This is a genomic window from Granulicella aggregans (genome assembly GCF_014203275.1).
Taxonomy (GTDB): Bacteria; Acidobacteriota; Terriglobia; order Terriglobales; family Acidobacteriaceae; genus Edaphobacter.
In genome coordinates, this window is record NZ_JACHIP010000003.1 from 535,813 (window position 1) to 553,430 (window position 17,618).

At 59.0% G+C, this 17,618-nt stretch carries 11 protein-coding genes; 7 read left to right on the forward strand and 4 right to left on the reverse strand.

What is annotated here, in order from left to right; genetic code table 11:
- Window positions 1–163 precede the first annotated feature (163 nt).
- Window positions 164–4,105, forward strand: coding sequence for an alpha-amylase family glycosyl hydrolase (locus tag HDF16_RS12605; protein ID WP_184217054.1), 3,942 nt, complete (start codon window positions 164–166; stop codon window positions 4,103–4,105).
- An 89-nt stretch (window positions 4,106–4,194) separates the two neighbouring features.
- Here the strand turns inward: HDF16_RS12605 and bshB1 are convergent, their stop codons facing one another.
- Together bshB1 and HDF16_RS12615 are read right to left on the reverse strand one after the other, a co-directional pair.
- Complete coding sequence (gene bshB1 / locus HDF16_RS12610) at window positions 4,195–4,905, reverse strand: bacillithiol biosynthesis deacetylase BshB1 (RefSeq protein ID WP_184217056.1); 711 nt, start codon at window positions 4,903–4,905, stop codon at window positions 4,195–4,197.
- Between the two features lie 140 nt (window positions 4,906–5,045).
- Window positions 5,046–6,599 carry a hypothetical protein gene (locus tag HDF16_RS12615; protein WP_246409039.1) on the reverse strand — a complete coding sequence of 518 codons (1,554 nt, stop codon included), beginning with the start codon at window positions 6,597–6,599 and terminating at the stop codon, window positions 5,046–5,048.
- 271 nt (window positions 6,600–6,870) lie between these two features.
- Between HDF16_RS12615 and HDF16_RS12620 the strand changes: the two genes are divergently transcribed.
- The 3 genes from HDF16_RS12620 to HDF16_RS12630 all read left to right on the forward strand — a co-directional run bounded on the left by HDF16_RS12620 (window position 6,871) and on the right by HDF16_RS12630 (window position 10,375).
- Window positions 6,871–8,703: a bifunctional homocysteine S-methyltransferase/methylenetetrahydrofolate reductase gene (locus HDF16_RS12620; protein ID WP_246409090.1), complete on the forward strand. Its 1,833-nt coding sequence runs from the start codon at window positions 6,871–6,873 to the stop codon at window positions 8,701–8,703.
- Window positions 8,704–8,721: 18 nt separating this feature from the next.
- The gene (locus HDF16_RS12625) at window positions 8,722–8,955 is read left to right on the forward strand and encodes an exodeoxyribonuclease VII small subunit (protein WP_184217059.1); all 234 of its coding nucleotides are present in this window, start codon (window positions 8,722–8,724) and stop codon (window positions 8,953–8,955) included.
- Between the two features lie 421 nt (window positions 8,956–9,376).
- Window positions 9,377–10,375: a substrate-binding domain-containing protein gene (locus tag HDF16_RS12630; protein ID WP_184217061.1), complete on the forward strand. Its 999-nt coding sequence runs from the start codon at window positions 9,377–9,379 to the stop codon at window positions 10,373–10,375.
- A 33-nt stretch (window positions 10,376–10,408) separates the two neighbouring features.
- Here HDF16_RS12630 and HDF16_RS12635 read toward each other — a convergent pair whose 3' ends face one another.
- Complete coding sequence (locus tag HDF16_RS12635; protein WP_184217063.1) at window positions 10,409–11,518, reverse strand: LacI family DNA-binding transcriptional regulator; 1,110 nt, start codon at window positions 11,516–11,518, stop codon at window positions 10,409–10,411.
- A gap of 152 nt (window positions 11,519–11,670) precedes the next feature.
- Window positions 11,671–13,644, reverse strand: a complete 1,974-nt coding sequence (locus tag HDF16_RS12640; RefSeq protein ID WP_246409040.1) for an alpha-L-arabinofuranosidase C-terminal domain-containing protein — start codon at window positions 13,642–13,644, stop codon at window positions 11,671–11,673.
- A gap of 331 nt (window positions 13,645–13,975) precedes the next feature.
- On the opposite strand from HDF16_RS12640, the gene araA reads away from it, so the two are divergent.
- From araA to HDF16_RS12655, 3 genes are all read left to right on the forward strand, one after another.
- The gene (gene araA, locus HDF16_RS12645; protein WP_184217065.1) at window positions 13,976–15,454 is read left to right on the forward strand and encodes an L-arabinose isomerase; all 1,479 of its coding nucleotides are present in this window, start codon (window positions 13,976–13,978) and stop codon (window positions 15,452–15,454) included.
- Between the two features lie 197 nt (window positions 15,455–15,651).
- The gene (locus HDF16_RS12650; RefSeq protein ID WP_184217066.1) at window positions 15,652–17,034 is read left to right on the forward strand and encodes a sigma-54 interaction domain-containing protein; all 1,383 of its coding nucleotides are present in this window, start codon (window positions 15,652–15,654) and stop codon (window positions 17,032–17,034) included.
- A 218-nt stretch (window positions 17,035–17,252) separates the two neighbouring features.
- Window positions 17,253–17,570, forward strand: coding sequence for a hypothetical protein (locus tag HDF16_RS12655; RefSeq protein ID WP_184217067.1), 318 nt, complete (start codon window positions 17,253–17,255; stop codon window positions 17,568–17,570).
- The last annotated feature ends 48 nt before the right edge of the window (window positions 17,571–17,618 follow it).

Here is a 17,618-nt window from a genome sequence, read left to right on the forward strand (position 1 = left end):
AAGCATCCGAAAGGCGAGATTGGCCTTCCAACCTGGTGGGCCTATATTCGTACCAAGGCACCTGCGGGCGACGACGTGTCGCCGGGCGGGAGCGGTGCGACTCAGCAGCGGCCCACAACCTAAATGCAGGGCTAAACAGCAGCGAATAAGAGGGGCATCAGGCATGGAATTTCACGTTTCGCGGGCCGTCAGGGTGAAGACCGGCGTCGAAGATGTCCTGTTCAACTTCGCGGGCAACGTCGTGTTTGGGAATCTTGCGGTGTGTCGAGAGTTCGCGAAGAGGTTCAATGACGCTCGAGCGGCCAGCGGCGAAGATGGGCCGGTGATGCACGCGGCGGCGCTGTTCGCGATGGGACTGATCGACGAGTTGAATCATGCGATGGTGGCGAAGTATCGCGAGTCGCTGGACCCGGAGGTGCTGCCGCAGGCGCTGAGCTGGCTGGAGTCGATGAAGGACGCCGAGCGGGTGAACAAGTTGCTGCTGGAGTTCAGCAACGAGTTTCCGAGTGTCTCTGTCTATCGCGGAGAACAGACTTCTTCGCAGTGGCTCGCGGATGCGACGCCTGCTGCGGTTGCGGGGACGGCGTCGGATTTTCCGAACCGTGAGGCTGCGGTGGAAGAGCTGTTGATGCTATGGCTGGCGAACCGGAATCCGGCGTTCACGCCGTTCAAGGAACTGTTCGACGACAGTGGCCTTGAGCAGAAGACGATCTATAAGGAGGCAACTGCGGCGCTGCCGGAGTACTTCGCGACCAGGCCGAAGTTGAATGGCAGGGAGACGCTGTTCGAAGCGCTGATTGCGCCGGTGCTGGCCTCCCCGGACTCGCTGAGCGGGCAGTTGGCGTACATGCGCGATAACTGGGCGGAGCAGCTGGGGCCGGAGTTTAGTGAGACGCTTCGTCGGACGCTGATGGCAGTAAGCGTTCTGAAGGAAGAAGAGATCGCGATCTGGACGATGTTTCACCCTGTGCGTGGCGGAAGGTATAGGGACAGCGATGGGAAGTGGGTTCAGGAAGGGTTTCTCGGCGACGAGTTCGTTGGATTTGGGGATGGCGCGGCAATTGGATCGGATGGGGCGCGATCCGGACCGAAAGAGCTGCCTCCACCGTTGAATGAGTACGAAGCGTTCAGCCCGGATCAGGCGTGGATGCCGACTGTGGTAATGATCGCGAAGAGCACCTACGTGTGGCTGGAGCAGCTCTCGAAGAAGTATCAGCGGCACATCCATCGGCTGGACCAGATTCCGGGGGAAGAGCTCGGGGTGCTGGCGGAGCGGGGGATCAATGCGCTGTGGCTGATCGGACTTTGGGAGCGGAGCACGGCGTCGCAGACAATCAAGCGGCTGATGGGACAGCATGATGCGGTGGCGTCGGCGTACTCGCTGAAGGACTACCGGATTGCGGAGGATCTTGGCGGGACGTATGCCTACGAGCGTCTGCGCGATCTTGCGGGGCGGTACGGGATCCGCTTGGCATCAGATATGGTGCCGAACCACATGGGCATCGATTCGACATGGGTGATGGAGCATCCGGACTGGTTTCTTTCGCGGCATGAGAGTCCGTTTCCGGTGTATCGATTTGAAGGGCCGGATCTTTCGACCGAAGCGCGGTTTGAGATCAAGATTGAGGACCATTACTTCGACCAGAGCGACGCGGCGGTTGTATTCAGGCTTCGGGAGCGATCGAACGGTGATACGCGGTTCGTCTATCACGGCAATGATGGAACGACCTTTGCATGGAACGATACGGCGCAACTAGACTACTCGAAGGCTTATGTTCGCGAGCAGGTGATCCAGACAATTTTGCAGGTGGCGCGGCTGTTTCCGATCATCCGGTTCGATGCCGCGATGACGCTGGCGAAGAAGCATGTGCAGCGACTGTGGTTTCCGCTGCCGGAGATCGGCGGGTCGATCCCGTCGCGGGCGGAATCCGCCATCTCTCAGGCTGAGTTCGATGCGATGATGCCGCATGAGTTCTGGCGCGAGGTGGTGGATCGCGTGGCGGTGGAGGTTCCGGGGACGCTGCTGCTGGCCGAGGCGTTCTGGCTGCTGGAAGGCTATTTCGTGCGGACGCTAGGCATGCACCGCGTCTACAACAGCGCCTTCATGAACATGCTGCGCGACGAGGAGAATGCGAAGTACCGGTCGTATCTGAAGAAGACGATCGAGTTCGATCCAGACATTCTGAAGCGATACGTGAACTTCATGAGCAATCCCGATGAGAAGACGGCGATTGCGCAGTTTGGCACCGGCGATAAATACTTTGGCACTTGCACGATGCTGGCTACAATTCCGGGACTGCCGATGATCGGGCATGGGCAGATCGAGGCGTTCACCGAGAAGTATGGCATGGAGTACAAGCAGGCGCGGTTCGACGAGTGGCCGAACGATGACCTGGTAGCGCGGCACATGCGCGAGATCGCTCCGCTGTTGAAGAATCGACAGCTCTTCGCGGAGAGCCATAACTTCGTGATGTACGACTTCTGGGCTGGGCCGGGGGACGTGAACGAGAACGTATTCGCTTACTCCAACATGGTGGAGCATGGCGGCACGGGGTACGGTGGCTCGGGTAAAGAGCGGGCGCTGGTGATCTATAACAACTCATTCAGCAGCACGAATGGAACGCTCCATATCTCGGTCTCGGACATGGATAAGTTCACCGGGAATCTGCGGCAGCGAAGTCTGGGGCAGGCGCTGCATCTGGCTTCCGAAGGGGACCTCTACTTTGGGTGGCGGGACTCTGCGAACCGGCTGGAGTATATTCGGCGGTCGACGGACTTTGACCAGAGCGGGTTCACGATTGGGCTGCGTGGGTACCAGTATGCGGTTTTGATCGACTGGCGGGAATTGAGGTCGACGGAAGATCAGCCGTGGGAGCAGTTGTGCTCGGTATTGGGCGGGGCCGGGGTGTATAGCCTTGACGTTGCGCTCGCGGAGCTGCGGCTGAGGCCGTTGCACCAGGCGCTGCGCCGTGCGCTCGAGCCTGAGGTGATCACATCCTTCCTTAAGGTTTTTGAGGCCGTAATTCCTAAGATCGATGTCGCGGCTCAGGATGTCGCGGTAGACCTACCAGTCGCGCCTTCGGCGGAAGAGACGAACGATGAGTTGATTGACGAACTTGTGGCTGAGGCGGATGCCCTTGCGGTCTATGGGAACTCGTTCGCCGAGGAGAGCGCACTGGTTGGGGCGGAACGGATCAGTCTGGCTGCTGAGGTGGCTGCGGAGGAGACACCTGCGGTACCACCAGAGGTCGATGTGGAATGCGAAGCGCGGTATATGGCGTTCTGCGAGCGGGCGGCGGCGTTCTTTGAACAGGCTCATCTGGCGGAGCCGGCGGCTATCGATGCGCAGGTTTCCACGAATGGGGAGTTTGCTGAACTGGTGAACGCGTGCGGCCGGCTTACGCAATTGGAGGCGGAGTTCATCGTGCCCTGGTCGGATGCCGCGAAGCGAGTCCTGCCGACGGCGCTCTCTGTGCCCGGGACGTGGTCATCGACGCAGAGGTTTGCGCCAGTGCTGGCGTGGATGCTGATCGATCGGCTCGCAGATCCGTCTGAGAAGGCTGCTGATTCAGTCAGTGCTGTCGAGCTGTTCGACAGACTGCACCTTAGGTCGGCACTGGCAGAGATCTTCAGTTCGCTGGGGATCGATCGTGAGAGTGCCTGGAGGGTGGCCGCGCGGGTTCGAATCCTGTTGGCGAACCCCGAGGTGACTACTTCCTCCAAGCTTGCGGAAGAGAAGCTTTGGGCTGATGGCGATCTTCGCTGGCTCGCATGTCTCAGCGAATCGGGTGGCGTGACCTACGTCAATAAGGAGTGCTTCGAGGAGCTTGCCTGGTGGCTGCAGGTTCCGGAGCTGATTGTGGCGGCGGGGCTGGAAGGAAGTGCGAGGGCGGATGCGATTGAGGATATTGAAGAGTTTATCGGAGCGGCGAATGCGGCTGCGGTAGAGGCTGGGTACGAGCTTGGGAAGATTCTGCCTATCTTGTCGGGAGCAGCAGTTGAGGAAGCTGACTTGGAGCCTGAGGCGATTGCTGCGGAGGCAGAGGCAGAGGCAGAGATCGATGTTGTAGCGGAGCCGGAACCTGAGCCCGCGGCTAAAGGTTAAGGGGAAGAAATAAGGCGAAATGCGGGGGTATCTCCACTGCCCCTTCGGCGGGCTCAGGGTCCGACCGAGATGACGTGCCTTTGAAGAGGTTAGATAGAGGCGACCGGCAGCATCATCAAGTCATCGACCAGGCCGATCTCTTTCTGGACGAAGGGTTCGGCGTATCGTACACCGGCTAGCAGGCCGCAGTGGCGGGCCATGGCAAAGGTGCGCTCGCGAATCTCTTCTTCGGGGACGAAGAGTCCGCCGCCTTCGGGACGGTTCGCGTACTGGGAGCGGTAGGCCATCAAGGACTGGAAGCGCTGTTCGATGTAGGGCGTGATGTCGACGGCGAAGGTGGGCCGGACATCCGCATAAAGACTGGCGTAGAGGATCTTGTAGGGACGATGCGGCTTCGCATCTCCGGGCATATCGAGCTTGGCGAGGCCGCTGACGAAACAGGCCTCGTAGCCGAGGGTTGCGGCGGTGTAGTGGTCGGGATGACGGCCCTCCCAGTAGGGAAGGATCACTACGCGGGGACGAAGGCGACGGAGGACTTCGGCGATCTTGATTCGGTTTTCCAGCGTGTTCTGGACGTTGCCATCAGGAAGGTCCAGAGCTTCGCGGTGAGCTACGTTCAGGATGCTGGCGGCTTCGTTGGCTTCGGCTTCACGTTCCGCAGCCGTGCCGCGAGTGCCGGACTCGCCGCGGGTTAGATCGAGGATGCCAGTCTTCCATCCCTTTGCCTGCATGGCGAGGAGGGTGCCACCGCAGGTCTGCTCCACATCGTCGCGGTGGGCGGCTATGGCGAGAATGTCCATAGAGACAGTGTAAGACAGCTAAAGGCAGCAAAGAGCAGCTGAAGGCAGCTTGAAGCAGCGAAGGACAGCGAAAGGGGAGAATGAGTTTACTCTCGCCGCCTTTAGCTGCCCTTCGCTGCTTCTTACTATTTTTGCTGTACTCAGTTTGCTTCGTTGGTGAGGGCGTCCATATAGGCGACACTCAGCACGGTACCCTGGACGGTAATGTTGGTGTTATTGATCTCCGACCCGTCTGCCGTGTTGAAGGCGTGAACCTGTCCACCGTAGGCGGTGTAGACCTTGTGGTAGTTCTGAATCCAGCAGATGCCAGTGAGGCTGCCGTAGTAGTAGAGATCGGCATTCGTGTTGGGATATCCGACCTGTACCGATCCATTTGTCACAGCCGGCACAATGGAGGGAGTGTGTGCAGTCAGGTCGAAGCGGGTCAGGCAGTTGTAGTTAGCGGCCTGGGTGGTGTTGCCCGCCGCGAATAGACTTTGCCGAACTCCGTTGGCGCACTGCTGGGAGCCGATCCACAGCGTGTTGTCATCCGCGAAGATGAACTGGTTGTGGTTGCCATCCGAGATCGAATAGGCGGCGGTGATCTGGTTGGTGGCGAGACTCATCGTGGAGAGATACCCAGCGAAGAGGCCATTCGGATTTGCTGCGCCGGTCAGTTGGCCGTTGGCGCCGATGACGTTTTGAGACTGTCCTGCGAGATAGAGCGTCGAGCCGTCTGAGATGACCTCGGTGACGCCTCCGGGAACGGGAACCGTGGCGGTGACGGGCGAGACAGTCGGCGGCGCGGTGGGAATGACCGTGTTGACGAGACCACTCTGCGGCATGATGCTGATGCTGGCGGCAGTACCACCTGCTTCGGGACCAGAGTTGAGCACGTAGACCTTCGATCCGTCGAGAGAGAAGTACGCTCCTGCGGGGCGATCGAAGTTTCCGGGGACCGCGACGGCGCAATACACCGGCAGAAGAAGCGGCTGGCAGTCAACAGACCCTGTGACCGCTATGGCATCCTGCGCGGTCGGATACTGATTCAGGTTGAGCTTGAAGATGCGGTAGAGGACGTCAGAGTTCCGAACCATGGCCAATGCGACCGTGTCACCCTGGTTGATCACAACCTGGAAAACGTTCGGAATATTTAGTGCATAGGCACCGCCGGTGCTGGCGTCGTTCAGTATGAGGAGGCCGGCCTGCTCTTCTGCCTGGAAGATGCGCGTGAAATCTGCCGAGACGGCGATTGCACTCGAGATACCTGCACCGGCTGCAGAGCCGGAGGCAGCCTCGGTACCGTAGTTGACATTGATGAGCGAGCCGTCGGAGCTGGAGTAGACCAGGCCCCTGCTCTGTTCGGGGAAGTTGTAAATCTGCGACGGGTATCCGCCACTGTAGCCGGAGACGGGGAAGGTGTGATTGATGTCCTGGATGGTGCCGCGGAGATCGCGCAGGCCGTCAAGGATCTGAAGAAAGCCCTGAGAACCGTTGACGGTGGCACCTACGAGAACACGCTCAAACAGCTTGCTCGGGGGAACGGGGCGTCCACCGAAGGTGTTGGCGGGAACCTTGTAATAGACCTTGCAGGCGGTAAGTCCGAACGTCGCCACAGCGAGGAGAACGGCGCAAAATGCAGTTGAGCGCGTGAGATGGAGAGACCGGAGAAACCGCGGGCGAAGCGAGATGCTTTGATTCTTCAACTTGGACAAACTCCAACCTTCCATTGCAGGACAAACGCAACTAACCGATTGCCCTGAGTATACCAAAGGACGGCCACCATTCCGGGACGCCTCGCGAGCGGATGGCATGGGGTGTACAGGGAGCCAATCTCAAAGTGGCTTAGGATGGATGTTCATGGAAAGAACGAAAGAACTTAGCCGTCTGCTTGCGTTTGTCGGAAGCGGCCACGGGCACCCGGGGCAAGACATAAATGGGACTGCCGAGGATCAACAGCCAGGCCCCGTGCTTTGCGACGGTGCGATGGGCACGATGTTTTATGGCGGCGGCGTGTTTATCAACCGCTGCTATGACGAGCTCAATGTCTCTCAGCCTGACCTCGTCCGGGGCATCCATGCGGAGTACCTTCAGGCTGGTGCGCGGATCATCGAGACGAATACCTTTGGCGCGAATGTCGTCCGGTTGGAGCGATACGGGCTGGGCGATAAGGTGCGCGAGATCAATCTCGCCGGAGTCCGGCTGGCACGCGAGAGCGTCAACCAGATTCGCGAGAAGCAGGCTTCCGAGGCTCTAGTTGCTGGAGCGCTGGGGCCGCTTGGGGTTCGTCTTGCACCAGAGGGAAAGCTCACCGCCGAAGAGGCGTTTGAAGCTTTCCGTGAGCAGGTCGCCGCGCTGACGGAGGAAGTCCCGGGCGTGGGGCCGGATCTATTGATCGTCGAGACGATGGTTTCGCTGGCAGAGACGGAGCAGGCTGTTAAGGCGGCGCGGGCGGTTGCACCGAATCTTCCTTTGGTTGTGATGGTGACCGTCGACGAAGCAGGGAACTGTCTTGATGGGACGACGGCTGAAGACGCGGCCACGAAGCTGACCGAGTGGGGCGTGGACGGGCTTGGATGCAATTGCAGCTCCGGGCCAGCCGTCGTGTTGAACGCGGTCGAGCGCATGCGGGCGGTGACGACCTTACCGCTTGCGGCGATGCCAAACGCCGGGATGCCGCGATCGGTGGAAGGCCGGAATATCTACCTGACCTCTCCGGAGTACCTGGCGAGTTTCGCGCGCAAGTTTGTGAAGGCGGGCGTGACGTTTATTGGCGGCTGCTGCGGGACTACGCCCGCGCACATCCGTGCTATGCGGGCGGCGCTGCGAGCGCTGGAGGCCCAGACTTCGGCGGTTCAGGTTGTCGCGGAGACATCTTCGGCTGAGGTTTTGGAGAATAAAGTCCAGCCTCCGGCGCTGGGTGAGAGGTCGAAGATTGGGTCGATGATCGCCGCTGGAGACTTCGTCACGCTGGTGGAGATCGTGCCTCCGAAGGGGATTGACTGCTCGAAGGAGCTGGAGGGCGCGGCCCTTCTCCATCGGCTGGGAGTGGACGCCATCAACGTGCCGGACTCGCCAAGGGCGAGCGCAAGGATGAGTGCGCAGAGTCTCTGCACGCAGATTCAACAGCATGTCGGGATTGAGACGGTGCTGCACTATACCTGCCGTGATCGCAACATTCTGAGCATTCAGAGCGACCTGATCGGAGCCTCTTCAATTGGTCTGAAGAACATTCTTTGCCTGACGGGGGATCCACCGAAGCTGGGGAATTATCCGGATGCGACAGCAGTATTCGATGTCGACGCGATCGGGCTGGTGAAGATTGTGAAGAAGCTGAACCATGGGCTGGACATTGGGCAGAATCCGATTGGTGGGTCGACCGGATTTACGATCTCGGTGGCGGCGAATCCGGGGGTGGCGGACATCGACAACGAGGTTCGCAGGTTCGCGTTCAAAGTGCAGGCGGGGGCGGAGTTCGCTATTACGCAGCCGGTCTTCGATCTGCGCTTGTTGGCGGAGTTTCTCAAGAAGATTGAAGGGTTCCGAATTCCAGTGATTGCGGGCATATGGCCGCTTACCAGCCTGAAGAACGCGGAGTTCATGAAGAACGACCTGAAAGTGAGCATGCCAGCAGAGATTATGGCGAGGATGGCGGCTATGACCTCCCCTGAAGCGGCGCGGGCAGAGGGAATTGCGATCGCTCGCGAGATGCTCGCCGAGGTTCGCGGCCAGGTGCAGGGAGTGCAGGTGAGTGCTCCGTTTGGGAAATACACGGCCGCGGCGCAGGTGCTTGGCTTCTCCGATGGCGAGACAGCGTAAGGATTCGAGGAGATTGGTATGGCAAAGTTTGAAGAGAATCTGACTTCACTGGAGACGGTGGTGGAGCGCCTGGAGCGCGGTGATCTGTCACTTGAAGATTCCGTGAAGCTCTTCGAGCAGGGTGTGGCACTGTCCGCTGCCTGCAAGGTAGAGCTGGACGCAGCGGAAGGAAAGATACAGATCCTGCTGGATCCGGCGCGGAGTTCCACGGCTGATCTTGAAGTTGAAGACGATGCCGACGAGGAAGAGTAGCCTACGATCTCGGGCTTATCTTCACGTATTCGAGAGTAAAATTCGCGGTTGAGAAACTACCGTTGCCCGAAGGACGATTTGTTCGGAGTACGAGGCTCTGCCGGAGAAGCTGCGGCAGTAAGTCGTCCAGCTAGTGAAGCCGAAGATCCCGGACCCGTAACGCACCAAAGATGAAAGCGAAATGCGGGGGCCTCGCCACTGCGCTGCGGACGATAAAGCTTTCCGCCGCTCCGGTCGAGGTGACGTGTTTTCGGATCGAATTCCCGCGCCCTACGACTCCGTTACTAATCGAGTAGAAATGGTCGCCATGAATTCAATGAAGAGCGTATTATTCTGCCCGTCTTGAGGGAACGCTCCTCCAGCCTCTCGTAAGTTCGCGTGGGGCGCGCGAAGGAGACAAAAGAAAGACCTGGAGAGTGAAATGAAGAATGTCGGATTGAAACTACTTATTGTGGCAGTCTCTATCGGGTCACTGGGATTCACCGGGTGCCAATATCATTCCAAGAAGAATGAGACTTATTATCTTGTTTCAAACAATCTGAAGCTGCCTTACTGGAAGGCACTCAATGAGGGTTTCCAGAAAGCTGCTTCTGAGTACGACGTTACCGCGCGTCTGGTGGGTCCGGACAACTTCGATCCCCAGGCAGAGCTGGACTCGTTTACCAGGGCGGTCAACTCACGACCAGCGGGGATTCTGATCTCAGTTGCGGACGCGAATCTTATGCGACCCGAGATCAACTCAGCGATCGAGTCCGGGGTACCGGTCATCACCGTGGACTCTGATGCTCCCACGAGCAACCGTTTGTACTTTATCGGGACGAATAATCTGTCTGCGGGTCATCTTGGCGGGGAGCGGCTGGTCCAGAAGCTGAATGGGAAGGGGAACGTGGTCTTCTACACGATCAAAGGCCAGCCCAACCTGGAGGAGCGGCTGAAAGGCTACAAGGACATGCTGGCCGACCATCCGGGAATCAAGATCGTGGACGTATTCGACACCAAGGGTGATCCAGCAGCGTCCTTCGACCAGACTGAACAGTATGCCGCGAAGAGCGGGGCAGACAAGATTGATGCGTTCGTCTGCCTGGAGTCGTCTTCGGGAAAGAGCATCGCCGAAGTATTGAAGCGCAAGGGCGTCACAGACCGTGCCGTCATCGCGATGGACGTGGACTCGGAGACGTTGAACCTGATCAAGGACGGGAACATCGATTCGACGATCTCGCAGAAGCCCTACACGATGGGATATGTGGGTTTGAAGTCCTTGGATGAGATCCACCACTATCTGCCAAAGCCGTTTCACAACAATTACAGCGTTGACTCTTTCTCACCGTACCCGGTGTTTGTCGATACGGGCACGGCGATCGTGGACAAGGTAAATGTCGATATCTACGCCGGATCGGCTGCGGCGGTGGAGAACAAATAAGGCAGAGTAGCTGCTCCTGCGAGGGCGGCCCGATCAGCCGCCTGGGTGGTTCGCACCGCCCAGGTCGCTGAGGGCCCCTTTCGGGAGTCCGGTAGTCTGCCTGACGATAAGCCGGGTCTGGATGACGGATTTCGAAGTGGCTTCTGTCCGCCCGTCCACAAGCTGGATGTGGGACAGGAGGGACTTGACCGCTGCCTCCGCCAACTCCCGGCAGGACATGCGCACCGTGGTGAGGGGCGGAATGGTGTACTCCGCGAGGTGGACATCGTCGAAGCCGATGACCGAAAAGTCATCGGGAACTTTCAGGTTCGCCTCGAAGAGAGCATGCAGCACTCCGATGGCGGTGAGGTCGTTCGAGCACATCACCGCGGTCGGCCTGTCGGGATTTGCGAGGATCTTCTTCATGGCGTCGCGGCCGCCGTCAAGCGAGTGGTCGCCTTCGATCATCCAGGCTGGATTCACTGCGATACCGACGCTCTTGAGCGAGTCAAGAAACGCCTGCCTCCGCAGCGCGGCCGAGTGAAGGCTGAGGGGTCCGCTGATAAAGCCGATCCTGCGATGGCCAAGGACAGCCAGGTGCTGGACGGCTTCGTGAATGCCGGCACGGTAGTCGACGGCGAGCGTATCGCTGTTCGGACGATGCGTCCCGGCTTCGATGAAGGTGATGGGAATATTCTCGGCAGTGAAGCGATCAAGGACGAACTCTTCGACGCCGAAGGTCATGATGGCGACGCCGTCCACTTTCCTCTCCAACATGCGCCGGGCGCAGAGTTCCATGGTCTTCGGCTCGTAGTTGGTGCTGCCGATGAGGATCTCGTATCCGCGGGCGATCGCGACCTGCTCGAACTCGTGAATCAGTTCGGGGAAGAAAGGATTGGTGATCTCAGAGACGATGAGGCCAAGCAGCTTGCTCTTTCCCGAGACAAGGGCGCGAGCCTGGGTGTTGGGGAAGTAGTTCAGTTCTTCGACGGCCTTCCAGACGCGGGCTGCAAGGGCTGGGTCCACCGTGGGAATGTAGTTGATCGTCCGCGAGACGGTGGCGATGGAGACGCGTGCCAGTGCCGCGACATCCCGTATGTCTACCTTTGGCGAGGCACCTGTCTTCTTTGCGGTCTTGTTTGCGGTTCTGGACGATGCCCTCATGGTCTCCGATCCTGAAACTGAATGATCCTGAAGGTTTGATTATTGCAGCAGTCGCCAATAGTTCGAAGTTCCGGGGATAAGACAGATACCAAGGGAGTGAGCGCCTCGAGACTCCAGGCGGAAGTCTCCGCCTGGAGTCTCGAGGGTTGAGGCTAGTGGAGAGGTACATCCACGATCTGAATCGTCAGAGGCGGGACGGTGTGTTTCCATGGAGCGGAGCCAACCGGCCGGGTGATGGTGTGAGGCACGATCTGCTTCGGGTCGGACATGGAGTTCGTCGCCTCGAACGATGCGGCGTGCAGAGAGATGACCGTGGCCTCACCTGAAGCCTTAATGCCTGCAACGTCCAGCGTGAGCGGCTGCTCGATCGTCGAGGCGTTGACAAACTTCAGGTGGAGAACGTGGTCGCTCGAGCCGACGGTTGCGGAGTAGAAGAAGCGCTCCTGGGCACCTGAGATAGACGACTCAGGCGTTCCGTCGCCAAGATGGGCGGCAAAGAGCGACTGGGCATAGAAGCTGGGTGAGCCGTAACTCTCCAGGCCGTCGTAGCCGATGAGGTCGGGCGACCATTGCATGCCGCCGGGATTGATGTTGACGAGAAGCGGCGCGTAGGCAGAGAGGATGATGAGGTCGCTGTTGCGCTCCATGGAGGTCATCCATGCGGCGTCGCCGAGGGCGGAGCCGAAGTTGGGCGTGGGCGAGCCGGACATGGATGCCCACTCGCCGACGAAGATCTTCGGGCCGTTTCTCGGGGCGTTGTCGTAGTGGTGGACGAAGTCCATCATCTCTGCGGGTGGCTTGTAGTAGTGATCGTCGATGACATCGGGCTGTTCCTCCGGGTGATCCGTCTTCACCGGCGTTGTGGCGATCAGCTTGTACTGCGGATAGGCCTTGCGGATGGCATGGGCGAACTGGGGATAGCGGGAGTCATAGCTTCCAGATTTGTCGAGCCAATCTTCATTGCCGATCTCAATGTAGTGCAGCGGGAATGGTGCCGGGTGGCCGTCTTTCGCGCGTTCAGCACCCCACTTGGTGGAGGAGTCGCCGGTGACATACTCGATCTCGTCGAGAGCAGCCTGAACGAAGGGCTCCATATTTTTGCCGGCTTCGATGTGCTTTCCGCCTAGAGCGTATCCGGCGTAGATCGCCAGGATCGGCTCGATCTTCAGGTCTTCGCACCACTCGAGAAACTCGAGCAGACCGAGGCCATCGCTGGAGTAGTAGCTCCACGGAGCCTGGTGCCCGGGGCGGTCGACGATTGGGCCGATGGTCTCTTTCCAGTTGTACCAATCTTCGAGGCGATCGCCTTCGAGGTAGTTGCCGCCGGGTAGACGGAGGAACTTGGGGTGGAGATCGGCCATCTTCTCCATAAGGTCGATGCGATTGCCGTTCGGCGTGTTGTGAAAGGTCGGGGGCATCAGGGACGCTGCCTGCAGCCAGATGGTTCCGGGACGAGCAACGGTCAGAACGAGGTGGTTCGCGGTCGAAGCAACGATCTGGCCGGTGGTGATGGTGTACTCGTAGCGGGCCCAGTCTCCGGACTTCAGATCGATCTTCGCCTCTCCGGCGGAGGCGCCGGACTTGTCGTTGATCAGCTTTGCGGTGATGGGGGCGTCGCTGTCGACCTTCGCGTAGAACGATCCCTTATAGGTGGTGTGGGGCTTCAGCGGGATTCCCCAGTAGCCAGCGGTGGTAACTCCCGCCTCGGCACCGTCGGACGCGGAGGTGACCTGGATTTTCATGCTGTAGGGCAGAGCTTTGCTGGGGCCGGAGTGCTCGTCCGATGAGAGTTCAGCGGCGGCATTGCCGTTGCGGACCAGGTCCCAGTGCTCGATACCCATCCAACTGCGCCGGAAGGTATGGTTCTGCAAGAGCTCGGCGTAGAGGCCGCCGTCAAAGGCATGATTGATCTCCTCGGTCATCATGCCGTAGAGCATCGGGCTGACGGGGCTGACGATCTTTGCGGAGTCGATCTTCAGTTGTGCCGGTTCGACCGGTGCAGGCTTGGTCTGCGAGTTGGAGAAAGGGCTGTACACAAGAAGAGCGACGGCCGCAAAGGCCGTTGCTCTGAGCAAGCTGGAGTGCCTGCGGGGCATGTTGTTTGAGGGGGCGAAGCCTGTTTGCATTGCAGAGATCTCCTGAAGTTGAAGAAGGCGGACAGATGGATTCGGGGTGTCGCGGAAACGTTTACCTTGGTCTGGAAGAGTCTACTCCAGAACAGTATGGGATGTGGAGAGCAAGAGGACGGACGGACTCCTAAAACACACAAAGAGGGGCGGGTTGGGAAGATCTTAGATCCAGCTTTGGGGCACGGTGAGATACGGTTGACGAGTGTCGGATCGCCGATGTATTTTCTTTGGAGTAAACGTTTGCCACTTATTGCCTGGCTCGCAACGAGCGATCCGAGGATTTGGCGCGATCCACTTACTTTGAAGAATTGAGCAATAGGGGCACACCATGGCAATTTTGAAAGACCTTGAAATCTGGTTCGTAACCGGCAGCCAACACCTTTACGGTGCCGAGGCCATTGCGCAGGTCCGCACTCATTCGGTGGAGATTGTCGAGTCGATCGACGCGCAGGCCGCGATACCGGTAAAAGTAGTTTTCAAGTCGGTGGCGACCACTCCGGATGAGATTCGTGCGCTCTGCCGCGAGGCCAGTAACGCTCCGCAGTGTATCGGGCTGATCTTCTGGATGCACACCTTCTCCCCGGCGAAGATGTGGATCGCCGGATTGAGCCTGCTGACCAAGCCTTTCCTGCATCTGCATACGCAGTACAACCAGGCGCTTCCATGGTCGACGATCGACATGGACTTTATGAACCTGAACCAGGCGGCTCATGGCGACCGCGAGTTCGGCTTCATTACGGCGCGGATGCGGCTGGCGAGGAAGGTTGTGGTCGGACACTGGCAGGATCCCGAGACGATCGCCGGTATTGCCGCGTGGTCGCGGGCTGCGATTGGCTGGCATGAGTCGCAGAACCTGAAGGTGGTGCGGTTTGGCGACAATATGCGCGACGTCGCGGTGACCGATGGTGACAAGGTCGAGGCGCAGGCGAAGCTTGGGTTCAGTGTGGATGGATATGGCGTTGGCGATCTTGTTGCTCGGATGAACCAGTTTTCGGATGCGGAAGTTGCGAAGCTGGTGGAGGAGTATCGCGAGGCTTATTCGATTGCGGCGGTGCATGATCGTCCGGAGTCTCTGAAGGTTGCGGCGAAGATCGAACTTGGTCTGCGGGCGTTTCTTGTGGAGGGCGGATTTGGAGCGTTTACCGATACCTTCCAGGACCTGTGGGGACTTGACCAGTTGCCGGGAATTGCGTCGCAGCGGTTGATGGCCGATGGCTATGGGTTCGCCGGTGAAGGGGACTGGAAGACGGCAGCGCTGGTACGGATCATGAAGGTGATGGCAGAAGGTATGCCGGGTGGGACTTCGTTTATGGAGGACTACACCTATGACTTCAGCGGGACGCCGAAGGTGCTGGGATCGCACATGCTGGAGATCTGCCCATCGATCGCGGCTGACAAGCCTTCGCTTGAGGTGCATCCGCTGGGTATCGGCGGAAAGGCTGACCCGGTCCGGCTGGTCTTCACTTCGCCGAGCGGGCCCGCAATTGTGGCTTCGCTGGTCGATATGGGGAACCGGTTCCGCATGATCGTCAATGAGATTGATGTGATTCAGCCGGAGCAGCCGCTGCCGAAGCTGCCGGTGGCGCGGTCCGTATGGCTGCCGAAACCCAACCTGAAGGTCGCGGCTGCTGCGTGGATCTATGCGGGTGGAGCGCACCATACTGGCTTCAGCCAGTCGCTGACGACGGAGCATATCCAGGACTTCGTGGAGATTGCGGGGATTGAGCTGGTGACGATCGATGCGGATACGAAGCTGACGCAGTTCCGGCGTGAGCTGAACTGGAACGAAGTCGCGTTCGGAAAATAACATGTGATTCAGATCGCCATGGGTTCGTTCGATGTTTGAGCCGATCCATGGCGATTTGTTTGTTTGCGGGCGACGATCGCTGAGAATATCCAGCAGACGGCTTCCTGTCGTGTACGATCTCGTGAAGCGGCTGCGGTTTCGCGCCCTTATCTGCCATGGCCCAACGGATTGTCTCCTCATCACGCGTCTCTCCACGATTGGCAGAACCGATTCTCCCTACAGTTTGCGTGGTTACGGCGGACGAAAACTTCCGCGCCGAGCTTGTTCCTGAGTTGTCGCCGTGGTTCGATGTTGCGGCCCGCGAGACGTATCGGGACGTAGCGCGTTGGACGCGGGAGATGGGGGCTTCGGCGCTGATCCTTGATATCGATACGGATGGGGAGGAACCGCATGGTGGGCTTGCTGTTCTGAACGAACTGCGGCGCTCGGATGAGGCGATGGTGCTGATCTCGATCAGCAGGTCGAGGACGCGAGCGGTCGAGAAGCTTGCGCACGAGTCGGGTGCGAACGCGCATTTTCGCAGCCCGGTTGATCTGGCTGAGCTTCGGCTGACAGTGATCGAGGCGGTGCGCGAGAGCACCGAAGAGTTGACCCGCAGGGAGCACCAGGCGCAGGCGATCGAGAGCAGTCGGTATCAGGACTTCATCGGTGCGAGCGATGCGATGCGGCTCGTCTATGACGCGATTCAGCAGGTCGCGGACAGCAACATCAACGTCCTCGTTCGCGGAGAGAGCGGCACGGGTAAGGAGTTGGTGGCGCGGGCGCTGGTGGCGCTGAGCAGCAGGGCTACGAAGCCGTACATCCGGCTGAACTGCGCGGCGCTTCCTGAAAACCTGATTGAGTCGGAGCTCTTCGGCAGCGAGAAGGGCGCGTACACGGGAGCTACGGAGTCGCGTCCGGGGCAGATCGAACTGGCCGATAAAGGCACGCTCTTCCTCGACGAGATTGCGACGCTGACGCTTCCGTTGCAGACCAAGCTGCTGCGTGTGCTGGAGGACCACCAGGTGCAGAGGCTTGGTGGACGGACGCAGAAGAAGATTGACTTCCGGTTGATCTGCGCGACGAATGAGCCGCTTGAAGAGATGGCGAGGACGGGAAGGTTTCGCGAGGACCTTTACTATCGGATTCACGTTGTGCCGATACAGCTTCCTCCGCTTCGCGAGCGGGATGGCGATATTGCGCTGCTCTGCGACCACTTTTTACAGATTCATTGCGGGGCGAATGGGCTGCCGTTGAAGCACCTAGCGGCCGAGGCGCTGCAGGTTCTTGAAGAGCATGTCTGGCCGGGCAACGTGAGGGAGTTGGAGAACCTGATTCAGCGACTGGTATTGACCGTGCGCGGGCAGGAGATCAAAGCAGAAAACCTTCCGCCGGGGCTGCTTGCCCACAGCGTTGCGGTGCAGGAGCAGATTCTGCTGCCTGAGGGCGGGACGGACTTCGATGAGGAGATCGTCCGGCTGGAGATGGCGTTGCTGTCTGCTGCACTGAATCGGGCGGGCGGCAGCAAAGCCGGCGCGGCGCGGCTGCTGGGGCTTGATGGGCAGAGGATCAAGTACCTTTGCCGCAAGTATTCCCTGTAGGCTCATGACAGCAGATGGTTGAATTTTTCACCTATGGGTGAATAAATTTTCACCCATGGCGGGATTTTCAGGCAAAGAGCCTATTTTTTGCAACCTCTTCAAGTTACTGATTTGAAGGGAGATGCAGGCATGTTGATGGATGCGCGTGAGTTTGGCATGCCGAATGCTTTATACAAAAGCGAAACGGTAAGTCAAATCAAGTTTAGAGGTTCTCTAAAATGGCAATCCTCAAGAAGTCCATCGTCAGCAAGTCCAGCGTAGCCGCCAAGCCTTCCACCCGCAGCATCAGCACGGTGACCCCTGATGCCACGACTTTGACCGCAGCGAAACATCTTAACGCGGCCCGCGCGATCCAGGCGTCTAAGACGACGCTGGCGAAGTCAACGCACCTGGCGAAGTCAACCAATCTTGCCAAGTCGACGAATCTGGCTAAGTCCACGAATCTTGCTAAGTCGACGAACCTTGCGAAATCGACCAATCTTGCCAAGTCAACGAATCTGGCCAAGTCGACAAACCTTGCCAAGCGGGTTCAATAAGTTTCTTACTCCGCAGTCTTCGGAGTCTCTCTGGGAGAGAGAGCGGCG

Bases quoted from the DNA above. Each gene is read 5' to 3' on its own strand.
- HDF16_RS12605 (WP_184217054.1), top strand. From the start codon at position 164: ATGGAATTTCACGTTTCGCGGGCCGTCAGGGTGAAGACCGGCGTCGAA.
- bshB1 (WP_184217056.1), bottom strand. From the start codon at position 4,905: ATGGACATTCTCGCCATAGCCGCCCACCGCGACGATGTGGAGCAGACC.
- HDF16_RS12620 (WP_246409090.1), top strand. From the start codon at position 6,871: ATGGGCACGATGTTTTATGGCGGCGGCGTGTTTATCAACCGCTGCTAT.
- HDF16_RS12625 (WP_184217059.1), top strand. From the start codon at position 8,722: ATGGCAAAGTTTGAAGAGAATCTGACTTCACTGGAGACGGTGGTGGAG.
- HDF16_RS12630 (WP_184217061.1), top strand. From the start codon at position 9,377: ATGAAGAATGTCGGATTGAAACTACTTATTGTGGCAGTCTCTATCGGG.
- HDF16_RS12635 (WP_184217063.1), bottom strand. From the start codon at position 11,518: ATGAGGGCATCGTCCAGAACCGCAAACAAGACCGCAAAGAAGACAGGT.
- HDF16_RS12640 (WP_246409040.1), bottom strand. From the start codon at position 13,644: ATGCAAACAGGCTTCGCCCCCTCAAACAACATGCCCCGCAGGCACTCC.
- araA (WP_184217065.1), top strand. From the start codon at position 13,976: ATGGCAATTTTGAAAGACCTTGAAATCTGGTTCGTAACCGGCAGCCAA.
- HDF16_RS12655 (WP_184217067.1), top strand. From the start codon at position 17,253: ATGGCAATCCTCAAGAAGTCCATCGTCAGCAAGTCCAGCGTAGCCGCC.